Here is a 17,849-nt window from a genome sequence, read left to right as displayed (position 1 = left end):
CGGCCTTGCGGGCGCAGGCGATGGATGCCGTGACGACATCCTCCACCGTATGGCCGCAGCCTGCCAGTTTTTTTGCATTGGCACCAAAGGTGTTTGCCAGCAGGATATCCGCCCCGGCGTTGGCATAGTCGGTGTGGATGGCCGTCAGTACGTCAGGCATTTCCAGCGCGGCCAGCTCGGGTTTCTGCCCGGGCTGCAGACCGCGTGCCTGCAGCTGGGTACCCATGCCGCCGTCCAGAAAAACAAACCGCTTGCGGTCAAAAACTTCGCGAATCTGCATAAGATTCTCCCCTATCCCTCTTGGTTGAAACAGGTCGTGCCGCGCTTGCGGAACGAGCAGGTCTCTTTTAAATGGCAGGTCGCACAGCCTGCGCGGGTGCCGGTCACAGGATGATCGGCGATGCCTAAAATGGCGGTGGTACTTTTGCGCGGGGTCAAAAGATGCTGCGGCGTCACGGCCAGGCCGCAGCCGCGAACGCTGTCTACTGCCAGGCAAAGCTCATCGTTCAAATCCAGCGGGCAGTCACCGTAGCCCGGTGCATAGCGGCCGGTCAGGTACAGGCCCTTCGCTTCGAACAGCGGGCGCTGCTCAGCCTCCCACTCGTCGCAGACCTGTTCCAGCAGAACCGAAGCCAGTGCATCCGCAGCCGTCGCCGAGGCAATGTCGGTCAGTTCCAAACGGCGCAGAAATTTATCAATCTCCGACCCGAGGGTCGCGGCCATCAGCAGTGCTTTATCACAGCCCTGCAAATGGCGGGCTAGGTCGGTGCCGCAGTGATCAAACGGCAGCACGGCCAGCGGCAGGACGCGCCACACAACATGGGGCGCGGCGATGGCGAGGATTTGCTTTTCCGCTTTATCCAGCAACGCGGTGGTAGCATCATCGGGCGTCCAGCCGGAGGCCCCCATGTACCGCAGCGCCGTGGCGCGGCGGATGGCGGCAGGCTTGCGGCGTTCCATTACAGCAAGTCCCTGATGCCGTCGTAGACCTTGGCGGCCACGACGGCGTCATTCATGGCGTACAGGTGGATGCCATCCGCGCCGCCTTCGATCAGGTCGCGCAGCTGGTTGACGGCGTAGTCGATGCCGGCATCGTACAGGCTGGCCGGGTCGTCCTGATAGCGGGAAATCATGCGGGTGAAGTCCGACGGCAGGCTGGCCGAGGACAGCGCTACGGTGCGCTCGATCTGGCTGCGCTTGACAATGGGCATGACGCCGGCCGAGACGGGCAGCGTGATACCGGCGCGTCGGGCCAGGTTTAGGAAGCGATAGAAGTGCATATTATCGAAGAACAGCTGGGTCAGCAGATGCTCGGCACCCGCTGCCTGCTTGATGCGCAGGTTCTCCACATCGTGCAGCAGGGTGTCGGCCTCGGGGTGGCCCTCTGGGTAGCAGGCACCGTGGACGGAGAAATTCGGCTTCTTCCATTTAATAAAGGAGGTCAGGTCACTGGCGTGCTTGAAGTCGGGGCTTTCGGGGCGGGCCGGGCTGCGGTCACCGCGCAGGGCCAGCACATCGCGGACGCCGACGGCCTCCAGTTGGTCAAGGATTTCGGCAGCGCAGGTTTCGTCGTTGCCCATGCAGATGAGGTGTGCCAGTGTGGGAATGTGCAGCTCGTTCTGGATGTAGTCCGCGACCTCGGCGGTGGAAACGCCGCCCGCAGAGCCGCCCGCGCCGAAAGTCACGCTGATGAAGCCAGGAGTCAGCGCCTGCATCTTTTGCAGCGTGTCCTTGAGCTTGTCCATCTGGGTGGTCTGCTTCGGGGGAAAGCATTCAATCGAGAAAACGCAGCGCTTAGTTTTGAACTGTTCGGTGATCGTCATTTATTTCTCCTTATTGTTACGCCGCAAGTTCGGCGGAGTCCGCGGTGGTTTCCACAGTCAGGGTATCATTTTGCCAGATAAAGGTCAGGCTGCCCTGTAAGTCAGTCCGGTACACCTCTGCGCCGACGGCAGCAAAATTTTGCAGCGCCGCGCGGTGCGGGTGGCCGTAATCATTGTTCAGCCCACAGCTGACGGCCACGGCCTGCGGGGCCGCAGCCTGCAAAAACGCAAGGCTGTTGGAGGTGTAAGAACCATGGTGCCCGGCCTTGAAAAGGGTCGTGTGCAAGGAGGTGCCGTAGGTGTCCAAGAGCTGCTGCTCGGCGGCTTCCTCGGCGTCACCGGTGTCTAAAAAGCGGAAATCACCTGCTGTGAACAGCGTGCAGAGCGAGGCATTGTTGACGCTGTCGTCCGCAGCCTCAGCACTGCCGCCCTGTAAAATCTGCAGCGTGCCGCCGCCTAAAGAGTAGCTGTCCCCTGCTTCGGTGGTGAGGATTTCCGCCCCGCTGTCGGCGGCCGCTTGCGCTAAATTGCGCGGCCAGTCGGCGGTGTCTTCGGGGCCGGGCTGCCAGTCTGGCAGCAGCAGGGTCTGAACCGGATAATTTTGCAGCACCGCCCGGGCATTGCCGGTGTGGTCAGCGTGGGGATGGGTCAGCACAAGGTAGTCGAGTGTTTCGACCTCCAGTGTATCCAAATCGTACAGCAGTGCGTCCTCGGCTTCGGCGGGGCCGGTGTCAATCAGGCACCAGCGGCCATCCTGGCAGAGCAGCACGGCGTCGCCCTGCCCCACGTCCAGCACATAGACAACAGTGCTGCCGTCGGCGATTTGCGGGGCACTTTCCTCGGTTTGCAGCGGCACACCGAAGAAAGCGCGCAGCTGCTGCCAAGTGGGAACAGGGCCTTTGCCGCCCGCAAACTGGATGACGAGCGCGGCGCAGAGCAGTACAAGCAGCAAAGCAGCTACCGCAATGCTGGCAGCCTTTTTGAAGCGGTTACTCGTCATACTGGCCGCCCAGCTTGCGCTCCTCCCACTCGGCCTTGGTCACCAGCACGGCGCGGGGCTTGGCACCCTCATAGGGGCCGATGATCTTTTCCTGTTCCATCTGGTCCATGATGCGGGCCGCACGGGCGTAGCCCAGCTTACAGCGGCGCTGCAACAGGCTGGTGCTGGCCTGCCCGGCATCGATGACGCATTCGACGGCCTGCTCAAACATGGCATCCAGTGCGCCGCCTGCGTCGCCGTCATCGTCGCTGCCCTTCTTGCTGCCCTTCTCGGCAACAGCGCGGCGCTCCATTTCGGCAATCATTTCTTCGTCGTACTGGGCGGAGGAAGTGGACTTGATAAAGCTCAGCACCGCGCCAATCTCTTCATCAGTCACGAAGGTACCCTGCACGCGGACGGGTTTGGAGGCACCGACCGGCAGGAAGAGCATATCGCCGTTGCCCAGCAGCTTTTCGGCACCGCCGCTGTCCAGAATGGTTCGACTGTCGATCTGGCTGGAAACAGCAAAAGCGATACGACTGGGGATATTGGCCTTGATCAGGCCGGTGATGACGTCAACGCTGGGGCGCTGGGTGGCAACGATCAAGTGGATACCGGCGGCACGGGCTTTCTGCGCGATACGGCAGATGTAGTCCTCGACCTCTTTGCCGGCAACCATCATCAAATCGGCCAACTCGTCAATGACGATGGCGATATAAGGCAGGTGTTCCATGCCGGTCTGGGCGGCCAGTTTGTTGTAGGCTTTGATCTCGCGGACATTATTTTCGGCAAAGAGCTTGTAGCGGCGCTCCATCTCGGCGACGCTGGCACCCAGCGCACCGGCGGCCTTGCGCGGCTCGGTGACGACAGGCATCAGCAGATGCGGGATGCCGTTATACTCGGCCAATTCAACGACCTTGGGGTCAATGAGAATGAGCTTGACATCCTCCGGCCCGGAACGGAACAGGAAGCTGATAATGATAGAGTTGACGCAGACGGATTTACCGCTGCCGGTGGAACCTGCAATCAGCAGGTGGGGCATCTTGCAAAGGTCGGCGACCTGGGCCGTACCGGCGATATCCTTGCCCAGGGCCATCGTCAGCGGGCTGCGCATGTTGACGTAGTTCTGCGACTCAAAGACAGAACGAATATTGACGGTAGAACGAATCTTATTGGGAACTTCGATGCCGACGGCGGGCTTGCCGGGGATGGGAGCCTCGATACGGACACCCGCAGTGGCCAGGTTCAGGGCGATATCATCGGCCAGGCTTGTGATGCGGCTGACCTTGATACCAGCCTGAGGCTGCAGTTCGTACCGGGTGACAGAGGGACCGCGGCAGATATCCAGCATCGTGGTCTTGACGCCGAAGCTGTCCAGCGTGTTGACGAGGATGTCGGCGTTCTTCTTCATTTCGCGGGCGGCACCGGCTTCATCGTCGGGGCGTGTGGGGTTAAAGAGGTTGACCGACGGATAGCAGTACGGCTCGGGGGGCTGCTCCTCCGATGTGGGCAGCCGCATGGCGTTGGGGTCTGCCTTAGCGGCGGATGGCGGTGTATGGATGGGCGCACTGGCCGAGTTGCCTACGGCGGTGGAAACCCGCACGCGGGCGGCCTCACCCTGCTGCGGCACGGTGAAGCTGTCCTGCGTCGTCTCGGTAACCGGGCGGGTCATGGTGGGCGCAGGCTGCGCGGCAGGCTCAGCGGCCAGCTCATCCAGCATCTCCGAGACAGAGCGGCCGGACTGCCAGGCGGCACTGACCGCACTGCCGGTATCGGTAAAGCTGCCGCCCAGCGTCGGGATAGCTGCGGGCGCAGGGGCCGGGGCGACAGGTGCAACAGGAACAGATGGAGCAGGCGTACCGCCCAGTGGGGCGGTAGTCTGGGCGGCCAAATCAGCCGGGGAAATGACCATTGTGTCACCCTGCACGCGGCCGGTCATATCCAGCTGCGGCAGCTGCACCGGCTCCGGCTCGGGTTCGTCCTCCACCGGGATCAGCGGCGTGTCGAACTGGGGCACCGGCGTCAGCGGAGTTTCAAACTCGGTGGGCTGCGGCAGGTCCAGCGTTGTCTCGGCGCTGACCTCCTGGGGAGCATAATAAGGCGCGTGGCCGCTCACGGCGCGATTGATCAGCGCATCCAGCTCATCCATCGGCTCCTGCGCGGGTGCCGGGGTGGGCGCGGGCGTGATGGGCGGCGTGTAGACGGGCACAGCGGGTTCCTCGGCAGGCTGTAACTGCAACTCAAAATCCTCCTGCGGCGCGGGGGCCGGGGCGGGCTGTGCCTGCTGGGCGTAATGGAAAGTGGTGCTTGTCTTGTTGGAGAGCGGGTCCATGCCGAAGGTGCCGCCCGGGCCGATGTTGACCGGCTCCAGAGGGTCGTGGGTCTGGGCTTTCAAACGGGCACTGTCGCTGGCAGCGGGGCCAAGATCCACGTCAAAATCCGGGCGCTGCTGGGCGGGCTGAGCCGCAAAGGGAGCCTGCGGTACCACTGGTGTGACCGGGCCTGCCGTGTAGGTCTGCTGGGCAGGCTGGACCGGTGCGGGCTGCTGCTTGGGAAAGCGGCTGGTGTCGGCGATGACGTCGTAGACCGGGTGATGCGGACGGTTCGCGTCCGGCAGTGCGCCGGTCAGGTTCTCGACGCTCTCCTCCTCCGGCTTCTGGTTGAACAGGCGGGTGTCGTAGGCGGTCTCGGCGGAGGCACGCTCCTCGCGCTTGGACTGCAAGGCCTGGTACTGATTGTTGACAAACAGCACGACGTCAGCCGGGGTGATGGCAAAGAAGAACATCAGCCCCAGCAGGAACACGAGCAGCATTAAAATATTGGATGCCGGGCGGCCAAACAAGGCCAGCAACGCCGCGCCGATGGGCGCACCGAGGACGCCGCCCTCCCAGAAATAGGTGCCGCCGCGGGTGAACAGCATCTTGATGACTTCCCACGCGCTGAGACCTTCGACGTTCAGTTTGGAGAAAATGACCGGTACGCTGGCGCAGAGCACGCCCATAAGCGACACCTTACCTGCAAACAGCGCCACGCGGTAGCCAGAGGCCAGCAGGTAGGCAAGGTAGAGCAAAAACGGCCCGACCAGGTAGGTCGTGACGCCGAAAATGCCGAAATACCAGCTGCGCAGCGTGCGCCAGACATTTTGTCCGGGTACAAGCACCAGCGCAACGCAGAGCAACCCCAGCCCCACCAACAGCACACTGCGGGCAAGGTTCGGGGTCTCGGCGCGGCGCTGGGCGCGGCTGGATGCCTGACGGCTGCGGGCAGATGATGCGGAACGCGACGACGAAGAACGCCCGGCGCTGCTGCGGGAAGAACCCGAGCGCGACGAGGAACTTGTACGTTTTTTGCTGCCGGAGCCGGAAGTGGATTTTTTACCGGAACGAGATTGTGCCATGTTTCAGTGATTCCCTCTCTTGTTACTCAGTACATATATAATAGGAAGTCTGCGGTCGCAGCAGACTGATAAGGACATACGACTTTTATTTTATCACGATTAGAAAATCTTGTAAAGCGAATTGGGGCGACAGACGGTTACAAAAAAATAAATCCCCGCCCTGAGGGATGGGCGGGGATTTAAAGAAAGGAGGAGAAGAACACATGAAAAATGTGGTTAAAGCTATTTGACTTGGGGTTCATTTAGCTTGCAACTAAATTGTAACTGTTTTGTCATCGAATGTCAATAGCAAATTGTAAATCTTTTGTCATTTTTCAATTTGTTCACATTTGCGTCCGGCTCACTCCCCTGTTAATTCGCTGTACTCCTTGGTGGGTGCGTCGCCCCAGCTGGTTTTGCCGCTGGCGGCGGTGGCACCATCCCAGTAGTGGTAGGCGTAGATGTTCAAAATCTGCGCCTCCTGCCGAGACCAACTGCCGTTTGCGTCCTTGGGGCAGCGCTCATACACATACAGGGCGCAGCTGCCGTTTGCGGAGTCACGGTCGTACTGCAAAAATTCTACGGCGTCGTCGGTATCGTTCAGGATGATGTAGTCCTCCCCTTTTGCGGTCAGCTTGAACTCGTAGGTGGTGGAGGTTTCCTTCAGATAGGTTTCGTAGATCACGTCATAGCCGGTGCTGATAGGGTCTTTAGAGATGGTTTCTTCTGTGTCGGGGGCAGCGGTAGGGGCGGCTGTGGGTGCCGGGGTCGGTTCTTCCTCGACGATGGCCGATTCTGTCGGGAGCGGCGTGGGCGCGGGAACAGTTTCTGCAGAGGTGCTGCAGCGGGCCAGTACGGCCATGCAGGCATAGCCGAGGAACAGGACACAAAGAAGGGCAAACAAAACGGAAAAGAGTATTTCTTTCGCCTTCGGCTTTCGCTTCTCGACACAGCGCTCACGCAGAAAATCCAGCACGCTTTCGGGACATTCGTTCTCACACAAGGCATAGCCGATACGGTTGGAGACCATCAGGCAGACGGAATGTTTCCGCACAATGACCCGGTAAAGGTCGTCATACCAAATCGTGCTTTGGGAGTAGGAGCTTTGCACTGTGAAGCAATCCTCGTAAAACGTGTAGTGGACGAGCTTGCCGCGGGCGCTTTGGGTGGTTTTATACGCAGAAACCGCCACTGCACGTGCCATGATAAAAACAAAGGGAATCGAAAGAATCCCCAACACAAAGCCCCAAACCGAAAGAAAATTGACATACAAAAGCAGCAAGGCGACGGCTGCGGCAAGCTGCCACAGGCGCAGGCGATTGATGAGAAGCACCCGCTTAACGTGCATGGTTTGGGTGTTGTGCACATCCAACGTATAAAGCGGCGTGCCTTGCGGCTGATCCAGTTGCCAGGATTTTTGAGTATCCATGCCGGGTACATTCCTTTCGCTTGCATACAGATTTTTCCTGATTTTAGCACAAGGCAAAATCGCCGTCAAGCACTATCTGCCAATCGGCAGGCGCAGCTCGGCGCAGGCACCATGCGTGCCGGAAAGGTTAGATAAAACCAGTGTGCCGCCGTGGAACTGTGCGACTTTTTTCGCAAAATACAGTCCCAATCCCTGATGGGAGGCATCGCTGCGGGCGGCGTCGGTGTAGAGCATTTCCCCTGCTTTTGCCAGCGCTTCTGGCGTGAAGCCGGGACCGGTATCGGTCACGCGCAAAATAAAGCTGTTGTTTTCCTTTGCAACGGTCAGGGTGACGGTTCCGCCGCGCGGAGTGTGGGCGGCGGCGTTGTCCAAAAGGTTTTCCGCAGCGCGCAGCAGGTCGTTTTCTGCAGCACGGATCGTCCCCTGCCATTCCTCCTGTAGTATAAATTGGATTCCGGCAGGCGCGCAGAGAGCGCGGGCTGTCTGCGCCAGCCGTTCCGTGAGGGCGTGGCTGGCCAGCGATGTTTGTACGGCAGGTGCTGCGCCGGCTGTGCGCAGAGCGGCCAAATAGTGGCGTGCGCGCTCTGTGCCGCGCAGGATGGCTTCGACCTGTGTCTGCTGGTCGGCGGACAGAGCATCCTCGGCCAGCAGGTCGGCGTTGCCTTGTATGACGGTCAGCGGTGTTTTTAAGTCATGGGCTAATGCGGCGATCTGCTCGGTGCGCTGCTGCTCCATCCGCCACTGGCTTTGCAGGCTGTCCGTCAGTTCGCGGCCCATCGTCTGTAAGGCCTGTAAGGTGGCGTCAAATTCCCGGATGCGCACGCCATCCGTGTCAATTTGCTCCAGCTGCCGGGCGGCAATAGCATCTACGGCCGCGTTCAGCCGGGCAGTCTCTGCGGCAAAGACCCGCACGGTGCAGTGGGTCTGCCAGCCCAGCCAAACGAGGATGAGCGCCGCCAGCAGAACAAAATAGCAGGTCTGGAAATCCGGCAGCGTGTCCCGCAGGGCCGGGTCAGCGTAGGGCAAGGCATAGTCGTACTGTAAAAGGCAAAAGCTTCCGTCCGCCATTTTGACATCGTACTGGTACTGCATCAGCACCAGATTGCCGCTGCCGCCATGGTAGGAGTTGAGAGCAATTTTCAGCTGCCGGTTGGTCATGTTCGTTTGCAAGACCGTGTCGTTCTGCACCACGGCCCAGCGGCATAGGTCGCTGATCTGCAGGGAATCGAATGTGTCAGCCGTCATCGAGGCCACAGTTTCCCGGGCATCGGCGCAGGCCTGGGCGGACGCCACGGCAGGCAGCAGAAAACCGATGTTTATCAGCTGCATAAAAATGACCCACCAGAGTACCAGAATCAACGCGCACCCGCCGCCGCACAAAAGGAGATACCGCAGCAGAACACTGCGCAGGGATGTCAGTTTTCGTTTTGCCATTGGTAGCCTACTCCCCATATCGTTTGCAGCACCTCCCCTGCCCCGGCCGCGCGCAGCTTGGCGCGGATGTTCTTGATGTGCTGGGTGATGGCCGTGTCATCGGCGGTACCGTCGTAACCGAACACCGCTTCATAAATTTGTTCTTTGGAAAAGGTCTGCCCTGCATGCAGGGCCAGCAGCTCACAGATAGCGTACTCGGATTTTGTCAGGTGCAAAGGCGTGCCGCCAACGCTGGCTTCCTTGGCGGAAAGATCCAGCGCCACCCCGCCGCGGGTGATCTTATGGGACGGTGTGCGGTTCTGCCGCCGCAGGTGTGCTGCGACCCGCGCACGCAGCTCCGCTATGCGGAACGGCTTGGTCAGGTAATCGTCCGCGCCAAGGCCAAGGCCTGTCAGCACCGACGGCTCATCGGTACGCGCGGTCAAAAATAAGATCGGCGCGTCCGTCTCGGCGCGAATGCGGCGGCAGACGGCAAAGCCGTCCTCACCGGGCATCATCACATCCAGCAGGATGCAGTCTGCCCAGCGGCAGAGCGTATCGGTCAGCTGTGTGCCGGAGGTGCGCGTTTCTACGGTGTGGCCGTCACGCTCAAGCGCTGTTTTTAGCAGCGTACAAAGGTCACGGTCATCATCGACCGCCAGAATGTTTGCCATAATAGCCCCTTTTATTGCAGTAAGCTGTAAACAAGACAGGATGCACCGTAAAGCAGGTAGACATGTGCCGGGTAGAACCAGTAGAACAGCTGCTTGTGGCCGCTGCCGCGCTGGCCGTTGTACAGCGCCATGCCGATAACGGCAAAGACGCCGAGCCACTCATAGTAGACTGTGAACATCTGGGAAAAGGCGAAATCCGGCAAGCTGTGAACCTGCAGATAGACCAGCACAAAATCACACAGGAAGGTCATGGCTGCCCAGACGGACAGCCGCAGACGCTTATGATTGTACAGTGCATACAGCACGAGGCCCCCGGCCAGAAAAGACCAGCCGCCATCGGTGATGGATGTCCACAAAGGCAGCGGCGCGGTGATGACCCACGCCAACACGGCAGAGCCGATCGGTGCGTCCTGAATTTTGGGAAAAAGCATCAGCAGCGCTACGATGCAAAACGGCCAGAGAATCGGCATGGCAGCAGCCAGTGCGCCCCGTACAAACCGGCGCTGGCGCAGCCAGTCGATGCCCTGCCAGATGATGCAGAGCAGCATCAGATCCTGAAAAATGGCGTTCATCGGGTAGAAGCCGTCCCCGCGGCGGAAGGCCCCTGCATAGATCATGAAAAATTCCACCGTGCCCATCGCAGTACCGATGGCCCAGATACGCAGGAAGTAGCGCCTGCGGTCATGGGTATGGGCGAAGCCCTCAACAGTGCAGAACAGAAACAGCGGCGCGGACAGCCGCGCCAGCATACTGAACCATTCCGGTACAACGCCCGTAAATTCAAAAAAGTAGTGAATGTGATCCATCACCATGAGCACCAGCGCAATGGTTTTGAGCGCCGTGCCGGTCAGGCCGAATTTTTGCTTTGTCATAATAATAACTCCTTTACATTGTCGATGTAAACAGTGTAACAGGGGTTTGTGTAGAAATTATAAGTGTTTGAAAATCAGCTGTGCCTCAAAGGCAGATTTGCCTTCCCGTTCGCCTTCAAAATAGAAGGTGTCCTCTGCCGGTCTGGCACGGCGCAGGGTGAAGCACTCCCCGCGGGGGACCTCACGGTGGTAGCTGATTGTAAAATCGCGGATTTGCGCGGTATCCCACACCTCCCATGGTACGGCATCGCAGACGATGTCGGCATATCGAGTGTTGTTCAGATGCCCGTTCATATCGCAGCGGGAGTAGACAGCCTGCTGCTCCCCCAGCACCTCGCAGTCCTCAGGGGCGATGCGGGGCAGCTTGATCGGCAGCTCAAACGGGACATCGGCGGCCCACTGGTCATTGAACTGTTCGGGGTGCTTGCGCAGGATGATGCGCTTTTCTGTATCAATGAGCACCCAGCGGCTGTCCATGACGGCAGCCTCCGCGCCGGAGGCATCATAAAAATGGGTGATGCGCTTGTTGACAGCCCGCTTGCAGTTTTCCGGCTGGGTGAGCAGGGTCAGCTCCTCATCAACGCGGGGCAGGCGCTCAATGTGCAGGGCCAGTTTGGCCAGCACATAGGCGGTGTGGGTCTTGCGGTACAGGGCATCGTCCAGCCCCACAGCCTCGGCGTGGGCGGTAGCGACCTGCTGGGCATAGCGCAGCAGTGCTCCCAGCTTGACATTGCCGAGGTGGTCGCCGTCCGTGCGGTAGACGGTGAATTTCTCTGTATAGGTGGTTTGCTTTTCGGGCATAGATGCGCCCTCCTTACCAATCAAATCAAAAATTACAAATGCTCAAATGGAGTATAGCACAGTCAGAGCAAAAATGCAAAGCGGCGTGCCAGCGCAGTGAAAATAAAAATGCAGTGCATCATGAAGCGATGCACTGCAGAGGGTCAGTAATTGTCGCGCGATTTCTTGCGGAGCTTGCGCCAGATGTTGAATGCGGAAATGAGGAGCGCGAGCATCAGCAGCACAACGACCATCCAGCCGCTGCCGCCCTCCTCAAAGCTCTTCATCTCGCTCCACTGGGCATCCATGGCGGCGTTGATGTCGTCGGGCAGCGTCTCAAAGACCTCTGCCTTATCGAGTACCTCCGCATCCGGGTACGCGATCTCGCTGTACTTCAGATCATCGTCCAGCATTTCCCACACGGCGGTGATGGGGGTGGAATAGCCGATGAAATCTGCGTTGGCAAGGCCGACATCCGGCTCGCACAGGTAGTTGATGAACATTTCGGCGGCCTCCTGATGCTTGGCGTTGGCCGGAATGCACATATTGTCGATGAAGAAGTTGACGCCCTCCTCCGGGTGGACGAAGGCCAGATCGGGGTTCTCGTCGATCATCGTGATGGCGTCGCCCGCGTAATAGGGCGCCATGGCGGCCTCGCCGCCCTCCATCTTGTCGAAGACCTCGTCCATGACGTAGGCCTGCACGATGTTCTTCTGCTTTTTCAGCGCGTCGGTGATGGCGGTGATCTCGTCCACCGACTGCGGGTTCATCGACAGGCCAATCGTTTTGGCGGCGATGGCGTAGGCGTCGCGGGAGTTGTTGAACATCAGGACATTGTTCGTGTACTCGACGTCCCACATGTCCGCCCATTTCGTCGGCGGCTCCTCGACCATCGTCGTGTTGTAGATGATGCCCGTTGTGCCCCACATGTAGGGCACACTGTACTTGTTGCCGGGGTCAAAGCTGCGGTCAAGGTAGGTCTCGCCGATGCCGGCAAAGTTCGGGATGTTGTCCATGTTCAGCTCGGACAGCATGCCCTCGTTTGCCATCTTACCGACCATGTAGTCCGACGGGAAGATGACGTCATACGACACACCGCCGGATTTCAGCTTGGCATAGAGGCTCTCGTTGGAGTCGTAGGTCGTGTAGTTGACCTTGATGCCGGTCAAATCCTCAAAGGCGGACAGCACATTTACGCTGTCGTCAGAGCCGTCGGAGATGTACAGGCCATTGTTGTAGACATTCAGCGTGATATGGTCGTTGGCAAAGCGCTTCCAATCGTAGTCGCCGGAGACGGAAATATCCTCGTTGACTTCGATGTCATCGGCGGCCAGCACTGGGGCAGCACTTATTATCGTGACAGTCAGGGCTGCCATTGCGGCGGCGGAAAGTTTTTTCCAGTTCATCTTCAGCGCCCCCCTTCGTCCTGCATAGCCTTACGGATGGCGTTCTGGTTGCGGCGGTAGACGCGGGAATCCGCGGCGTTGGAAATCAGGATGATTGCCAGAATGACGCAGAACATGACCGCTGACAGGGCGTTAATCTCGGGGCTGACCTTTTTGCGGGTCATCGAGTAGATGGCGATGGGCAGCGTCTGCATCGTGCCGGAGTTGAAGTAGGAAATCATGAAATCGTCGATGGAGTAGGTCAGGCAGATGAGGAACGCCGACAGAATTGCCGGGGACAGCTGCGGCATGATGACCTTGGAGAATGCCTGGCGCGGCGTGCAGCCAAGGTCCAGCGCGGCGTTGTACAAACTCGGGTCAAGCTGGCGCAGCTTGGGGCCTACATTAAAGATAACGTAAGGGATGTTAAAGGTAATGTGAGCAATCAGCAGCGTGGGCCAGCCGAAGATGCCGCTCTCGCCGCCGATACCGAAGCTCTGCGCCATGACGAAGAGCAGCATCAGCGAAACGCCGGTGATGATCTCCGGGTTGACGACCGGCACATAGCTGATGTTGTTGATGATGAGCTGGCTGCGGCGGGACATCGAGTTGATACCGATGGTCGCCAGCGTGCCCAGCACCGTGGCGATGACGCTGGAAACCAGTGCCAGCACCAGGCTGAGCCCTAGGGCCGACAAAATCATCTCGTTGTGGAACAGGCTCTTGTACCAGCCCAGCGTGAAGCCGGTGAAGTTGGAGCGGGATTTGCTCTCGTTAAAGCTGAATGCAATCATGACCGCGATGGGCAGGTACATGAAGCAAAACACCAGAATGACGTAGGTGCGCATGAGCAGCGCGGAATGTTTTTTCGCCATGTCACATCACTCCTTCCATCTCGGACTCGTCGAAGCTCGAAGTGAAGCTCATGCAGAGCAGGACAATGACCATCAGCACCAGGCTCATGGCAGAGCCGAGGTTCAGGTTATAGGAGTTGCCGAGGAACTGCAGCTCGATCAAGTCGCCGATCAGCAGGTTGGAGCCGCCGCCCAGCATACGGCTGATAATAAAGGTGGAGACGGCGGGCACGAACACCTGGGTAATGCCGGTGGCAATGCCGGGGCCGGTCAGCGGTACGAGCACGCGGAACAAAATCTGCCAGACGTTGCAGCCCAGATCCTGCGCGGCCTCGACGATGGAATCATCGATTTTCGTCATGGCCGTGTAGATGGGCAGAATCATGAAGGGCAGATAGTTGTAGACCATGCCCAGCACGACCGCGCCGGAGGTATTGATCATGTTGAAGGGGCCAAGGCCGAACAGACCGAAGAATTTGTTGATAAGGCCGTTTTTCTCAAGCAGGGTCATCCATGCGTAGGTGCGCAGCAGGAAGTTCATCCACATGGGCAGCATAATAAGCATGAGCATGATATGCTGCTTGTTGGCGCGCAGGCGGGAGAGAAAATACCCGACCGGGAACGCCATGACCAGGCAGACTACCGTGGAAATGGCGGCCAGAATCAAGCTGCGGGCAAACACGCTGGAATACCGACCAATCTGGGTCAGGTTGTCAAGGGTGAACTGCCCGTCGGTGTTCGTCATGGCGTACCAGACGACGATGACCAGCGGCACGACAGTGAAAATGGCCATCCAGAGCAGATACGGCCCTGCCAGCCAGCGGGAGGTTTTGGATTTGAGCATCTATTACACCTCCGAACGCTTCATGATATGAATTTCGTCCGGGCCGATGTTCATGCCGATAAGCTCGCCGGGCTGGCTGGCCTGTGTAGAATGAATGATCCACTCATACCCTTCCACATCGACGTGCATTTCAAAGTGAACGCCCTTGAAGATGACCTCACGCACAAGGCCGGTCAGCATACCGACGGAAGGCGGCACGATCTGCACGTCCTCGGGGCGGATGACGACCTGCACAGGCTCGTTGGGCTTGAAGCCGCGGTCCACGCAGGTAAAGTCATGCCCACCGAAGTTGACATAGAAGTCGCGCAGCATGACGCCGTCCACGATGTTGGAGTCACCGATAAAGCGGGCCACAAAAGCGTTCTTGGGTTCGTTATAGATATCCTGGGGGGAGCCGATCTGCTGAATCTTGCCGCCGGACATGACCACGACGGTGTCCGACATGGTCAATGCTTCCTCCTGGTCATGGGTGACGTAGACGAAGGTAATGTTCATTTCGCGCTGCAGGCGTTTCAGTTCCAGCTGCATCTCTTTGCGCAGCTTGAGGTCAAGGGCACCGAGAGGTTCGTCGAGCAGCAGGACGCGGGGCTGGTTGACCAGGCTGCGGGCAATGGCCACGCGCTGCTGCTGGCCGCCGGAAAGCTGATGGATGCTGCGGCGCTCAAAGCCTTTCAGGCCGACGGTCTCAAGCATTTCAAGTACTTTCGGGCGGATTTCATCCTCTGCCATTTTTTTCAGGCGCAGGCCGAAGGCAACATTCTCAAACACGTTCAGGTGCGGGAACAGCGCATACTTCTGGAACACCGTGTTCACCGGCCGTTTGTACGGCGGCATATTGGCGATGTCCTTGCCATCAAAAAAGACATTGCCCGATTTCGGGGTGACAAAACCGGCAATCACACGCAGGGTCGTCGTCTTGCCGCAGCCCGAAGGGCCGAGGAAAGTGACAAACTCCTTGTCGTGGATGTCCAGCGAAAGGCCGTCCAAAACCTTTTGCCCATCGAAATCGACAACAATGTCTTTCAGAGATACGATCAGATTTTCATTCATTTTCATTGCATCCCCCTTTGCGGAATTTCCCGTTACAGGGCTTCTTCACGCGCCGTTTCTTCCTTAGGTCGGCACAAAGTCCTTGACGAGTCAGCGCCAATTATGCCGCCCCGCAAAGGTTTGTTACACGGTCTTTGTTTTGCAAAGTCCGCTGCAAGCAGCACATACAACGCCAATGTGTCAGGGCAGAAAAAATTTACCCTTAGATGCACACACAAGATACATTATACGGCATGGAGAATGTTTGTCAATAAAAACTTTTTCATGATTTTGTAAAGAAGTGTTCATGACTTCGTAAAATTATCTTGCTTTGCAGAAAAAACGCGCTGCGGCAATGTTTATTGCAATGGATGCCGCGGCGGCCAGCAGCGGCACCAGAGAGGGCTGCGCGGCAAAGCGGTCATAAGCAAGACCGTACAGTGTCTGCCCGGCGGGTTGGGTCAGGCAGATGGCGAAGGTGACAAAGCTCATGCAGCGGCCCACCTGCGCCGCTGGCACCTGGACTTGCAAGCTGCTGACAAGGTCGATTTGAAACGGCACGGCGGCGGCCATCTGGCAAAATGCCAGAAACGTTACCGCCTCATAGCTGACGGTGGACGGCACGCCGGGCAGCGCTGCGGCCCCCAGCAGAGCGCACACGGCGCTGATGCACCAGAGCGTCAGCATTTTCTGCCTGCCGTGCTGCCGCCCGGCCAAGGCCCCCGCCAGAACACCGCCCAAAAGACCGCCCGCACTCATGGCAGAGTGGGTGATCGCCAGTGCTCGGTCAGGCAGCGCCAGATATTGAACAACGAGGATGGGTACGCCGACCGTGATTGCCGGAACAACGGCCAGGTTGAGCAGCGCCAGCACACCGACCATGCCGAACAGCTGCGGATCGTGGCGCAGCAGTGGGCCGACGGCAGCCCGCTGCCCGGGAGCTGCAGGCGGTTGGCGTGTTGGCTGTGGGATGGGCAGCGTTTGGAAAAATAGCGCCGTTGCAGCCAGGCATACCGCACAGAAAATCAGCAATGTACGCAGCCCTACTGACTGCAGCAGCAGACTGCCCAGCAAGGGACCGAGCAGTTCATCAATGGTGTCGGCGAGCTGTATGGCGGCGTTCCCCTGCGTAAGTGCCGGGTCACGCAGCAACAACGGCAGACTGGCCTGTACAGCAGGCTGGAGCAGACCTTCGGCGGCGTACAAAAGGCAGAGTGTGCCCAATACGACGGCGGTTGATGGGATTTGACGGAAACAGATTGCGGCGGCCAGCAGGCCCAGCGCAGTGATGAAATTTAAAACGGCCAGCAGCGTTTGCTTGCGGCAGCTGTCTGCCAGAATGCCCCCATACAGTGTGCCTGCCAGCATCGGCACCAGGGCCGCCGCCGTGATGGCGCCGTACAGCGCAGCGGAACCGGTCTTGCGCAGCAGGTACAGCGGCAGCGCAAACCGCAGTGCCGCATTGGCGAACAGCGTAACGATTTGGCAGATAAGTAATCTATAAAAGGTAGTGTTCATGGGTGTGTCTCCTGTTTTTGTGAAAACTGTTTTATATAAACCGACCGGCGGTTTGTAAATGCGAAATAAAATTGGCGGTGCAAGCCGCCAAATGCAGGTTTTTACCTTATTCCTCGCACATCTTTACCATCTGTGCACTCTGTTCCTCGGTCAGCAGATCCAGCCCAATCCCCTGCGTTACCTGGCGGAACACCGCGCACCGTGCCCGTTGCTGGTCTGGTGTGGTGGGGCGCGTCAGCGGGTGGAGCCAGAGGTCTGCCAGTAAAAACAGGGCCTCCCCCAATGCGGCGGCGTCCGCGGTGTGGATACTGCCGTCGGTTGTCCCCTGCTGAATCATCGGTGTTATGTAAACGGGGACAGTCTTTTCCAACAAATCGTGCAGCTCAATGGAAAGAAACTGAGGGTCATCCCAGAGGCGCGGCAGTGCGCGGCCCAGCGCTTGCTGGCGCTGCGGCAATAGCGACGCGGCAAAGACGGCCTGCAATTTTTGCAGCCCGGTCATGGCGTCGTCGTCGCGGATATGGGTCAGCGTGGCCGTAAACTCCGCCCCCATGCGGTCGCCCACCTTGGCGGCAATTTCCTCTTTGGATTTAAAGTGGTGGTACACGGCTCCCTTGGAAAGTCCTGTTTCGTCAATGACATCCTGCAAGGTGGTGTGGGCATAGCCATTTTGGGCAAACAGGCATGCGGCAGCGTCAAGGATTTTTTCTACGGTTTGCTCCGGATATTTGTTGCGCGACATAGGATACACTCCTTTTTACAGACTAATGGTCTGTAAATTGAATATACGCGCTTTCACACCAAAAGTCAATACATTTGCCCTGGATTGTCCGGTGATTTGCGGCAGCGGGGGTGGTATACTTTTGAGAGTAG

At 58.7% G+C, this 17,849-nt stretch carries 16 protein-coding genes; all 16 read right to left on the bottom strand.

Annotation, left to right across the window (positions count from 1 at the left end; genetic code table 11):
* The coding region (locus ACZO0A_RS09805) for a homocysteine S-methyltransferase family protein (protein ID WP_486846270.1) at positions 1-280 on the bottom strand (280 nt) is incomplete at its 3' end.
* Positions 281-291: 11 nt separating this feature from the next.
* A complete protein-coding gene (locus ACZO0A_RS09800; RefSeq protein WP_302376684.1) occupies positions 292-960 on the bottom strand; it encodes a methionine synthase in 669 nt (222 codons plus the stop codon).
* On the bottom strand, positions 960-1,823 hold the full coding sequence (locus ACZO0A_RS09795) for a methylenetetrahydrofolate reductase (protein ID WP_302376686.1): 864 nt from the start codon (positions 1,821-1,823) through the stop codon (positions 960-962). Before ACZO0A_RS09795 ends, ACZO0A_RS09800 begins: the two co-directional genes overlap by 1 nt.
* A 16-nt stretch (positions 1,824-1,839) precedes the next feature.
* Positions 1,840-2,823 carry a ComEC/Rec2 family competence protein gene (locus tag ACZO0A_RS09790; protein ID WP_302376688.1) on the bottom strand — a complete coding sequence of 328 codons (984 nt, stop codon included), beginning with the start codon at positions 2,821-2,823 and terminating at the stop codon, positions 1,840-1,842.
* Positions 2,813-6,199, bottom strand: a complete 3,387-nt coding sequence (locus ACZO0A_RS09785; protein WP_302376690.1) for a DNA translocase FtsK — start codon at positions 6,197-6,199, stop codon at positions 2,813-2,815. The genes ACZO0A_RS09790 and ACZO0A_RS09785 overlap by 11 nt, the downstream gene beginning before the upstream one ends.
* 340 nt (positions 6,200-6,539) lie before the next feature.
* Complete coding sequence (locus ACZO0A_RS09780) at positions 6,540-7,607, bottom strand: YcxB family protein (RefSeq protein WP_302150061.1); 1,068 nt, start codon at positions 7,605-7,607, stop codon at positions 6,540-6,542.
* 72 nt (positions 7,608-7,679) lie between these two features.
* Positions 7,680-9,041 carry a sensor histidine kinase gene (locus tag ACZO0A_RS09775; RefSeq protein WP_302150062.1) on the bottom strand — a complete coding sequence of 454 codons (1,362 nt, stop codon included), beginning with the start codon at positions 9,039-9,041 and terminating at the stop codon, positions 7,680-7,682.
* On the bottom strand, positions 9,023-9,694 hold the full coding sequence (locus tag ACZO0A_RS09770; protein ID WP_215692049.1) for a response regulator transcription factor: 672 nt from the start codon (positions 9,692-9,694) through the stop codon (positions 9,023-9,025). The genes ACZO0A_RS09775 and ACZO0A_RS09770 overlap by 19 nt, the downstream gene beginning before the upstream one ends.
* Before the next feature lie 11 nt (positions 9,695-9,705).
* On the bottom strand, positions 9,706-10,566 hold the full coding sequence (locus tag ACZO0A_RS09765; RefSeq protein ID WP_302376693.1) for a TraX family protein: 861 nt from the start codon (positions 10,564-10,566) through the stop codon (positions 9,706-9,708).
* A 57-nt stretch (positions 10,567-10,623) separates the two neighbouring features.
* Positions 10,624-11,367, bottom strand: coding sequence for an acyl-[acyl-carrier-protein] thioesterase (locus ACZO0A_RS09760; protein WP_302150064.1), 744 nt, complete (start codon positions 11,365-11,367; stop codon positions 10,624-10,626).
* A gap of 143 nt (positions 11,368-11,510) precedes the next feature.
* Positions 11,511-12,752, bottom strand: a complete 1,242-nt coding sequence (locus ACZO0A_RS09755) for an ABC transporter substrate-binding protein (RefSeq protein ID WP_302150065.1) — start codon at positions 12,750-12,752, stop codon at positions 11,511-11,513.
* Between the two features lie 2 nt (positions 12,753-12,754).
* Positions 12,755-13,606: an ABC transporter permease gene (locus tag ACZO0A_RS09750; RefSeq protein WP_302376695.1), complete on the bottom strand. Its 852-nt coding sequence runs from the start codon at positions 13,604-13,606 to the stop codon at positions 12,755-12,757.
* Between the two features lies 1 nt (position 13,607).
* Entirely contained in the window at positions 13,608-14,429 is an 822-nt protein-coding gene (locus ACZO0A_RS09745) for an ABC transporter permease (protein WP_291212379.1), read from the bottom strand.
* A 3-nt stretch (positions 14,430-14,432) separates the two neighbouring features.
* Positions 14,433-15,479 (bottom strand): spermidine/putrescine ABC transporter ATP-binding protein, encoded by a 1,047-nt coding sequence (gene potA / locus ACZO0A_RS09740; RefSeq protein WP_215692147.1) that lies wholly within the window; start codon positions 15,477-15,479, stop codon positions 14,433-14,435.
* A 300-nt stretch (positions 15,480-15,779) separates the two neighbouring features.
* Complete coding sequence (locus ACZO0A_RS09735; protein ID WP_302376698.1) at positions 15,780-16,976, bottom strand: MFS transporter; 1,197 nt, start codon at positions 16,974-16,976, stop codon at positions 15,780-15,782.
* A 106-nt stretch (positions 16,977-17,082) separates the two neighbouring features.
* Complete coding sequence (locus ACZO0A_RS09730) at positions 17,083-17,718, bottom strand: TetR/AcrR family transcriptional regulator (protein ID WP_302376701.1); 636 nt, start codon at positions 17,716-17,718, stop codon at positions 17,083-17,085.
* Positions 17,719-17,849: the final 131 nt, after the last annotated feature.

The sequence above is a fragment of the Gemmiger sp. genome (genome assembly GCF_057431175.1).
This window is presented reverse-complemented; position numbering and strand designations above follow the sequence as displayed.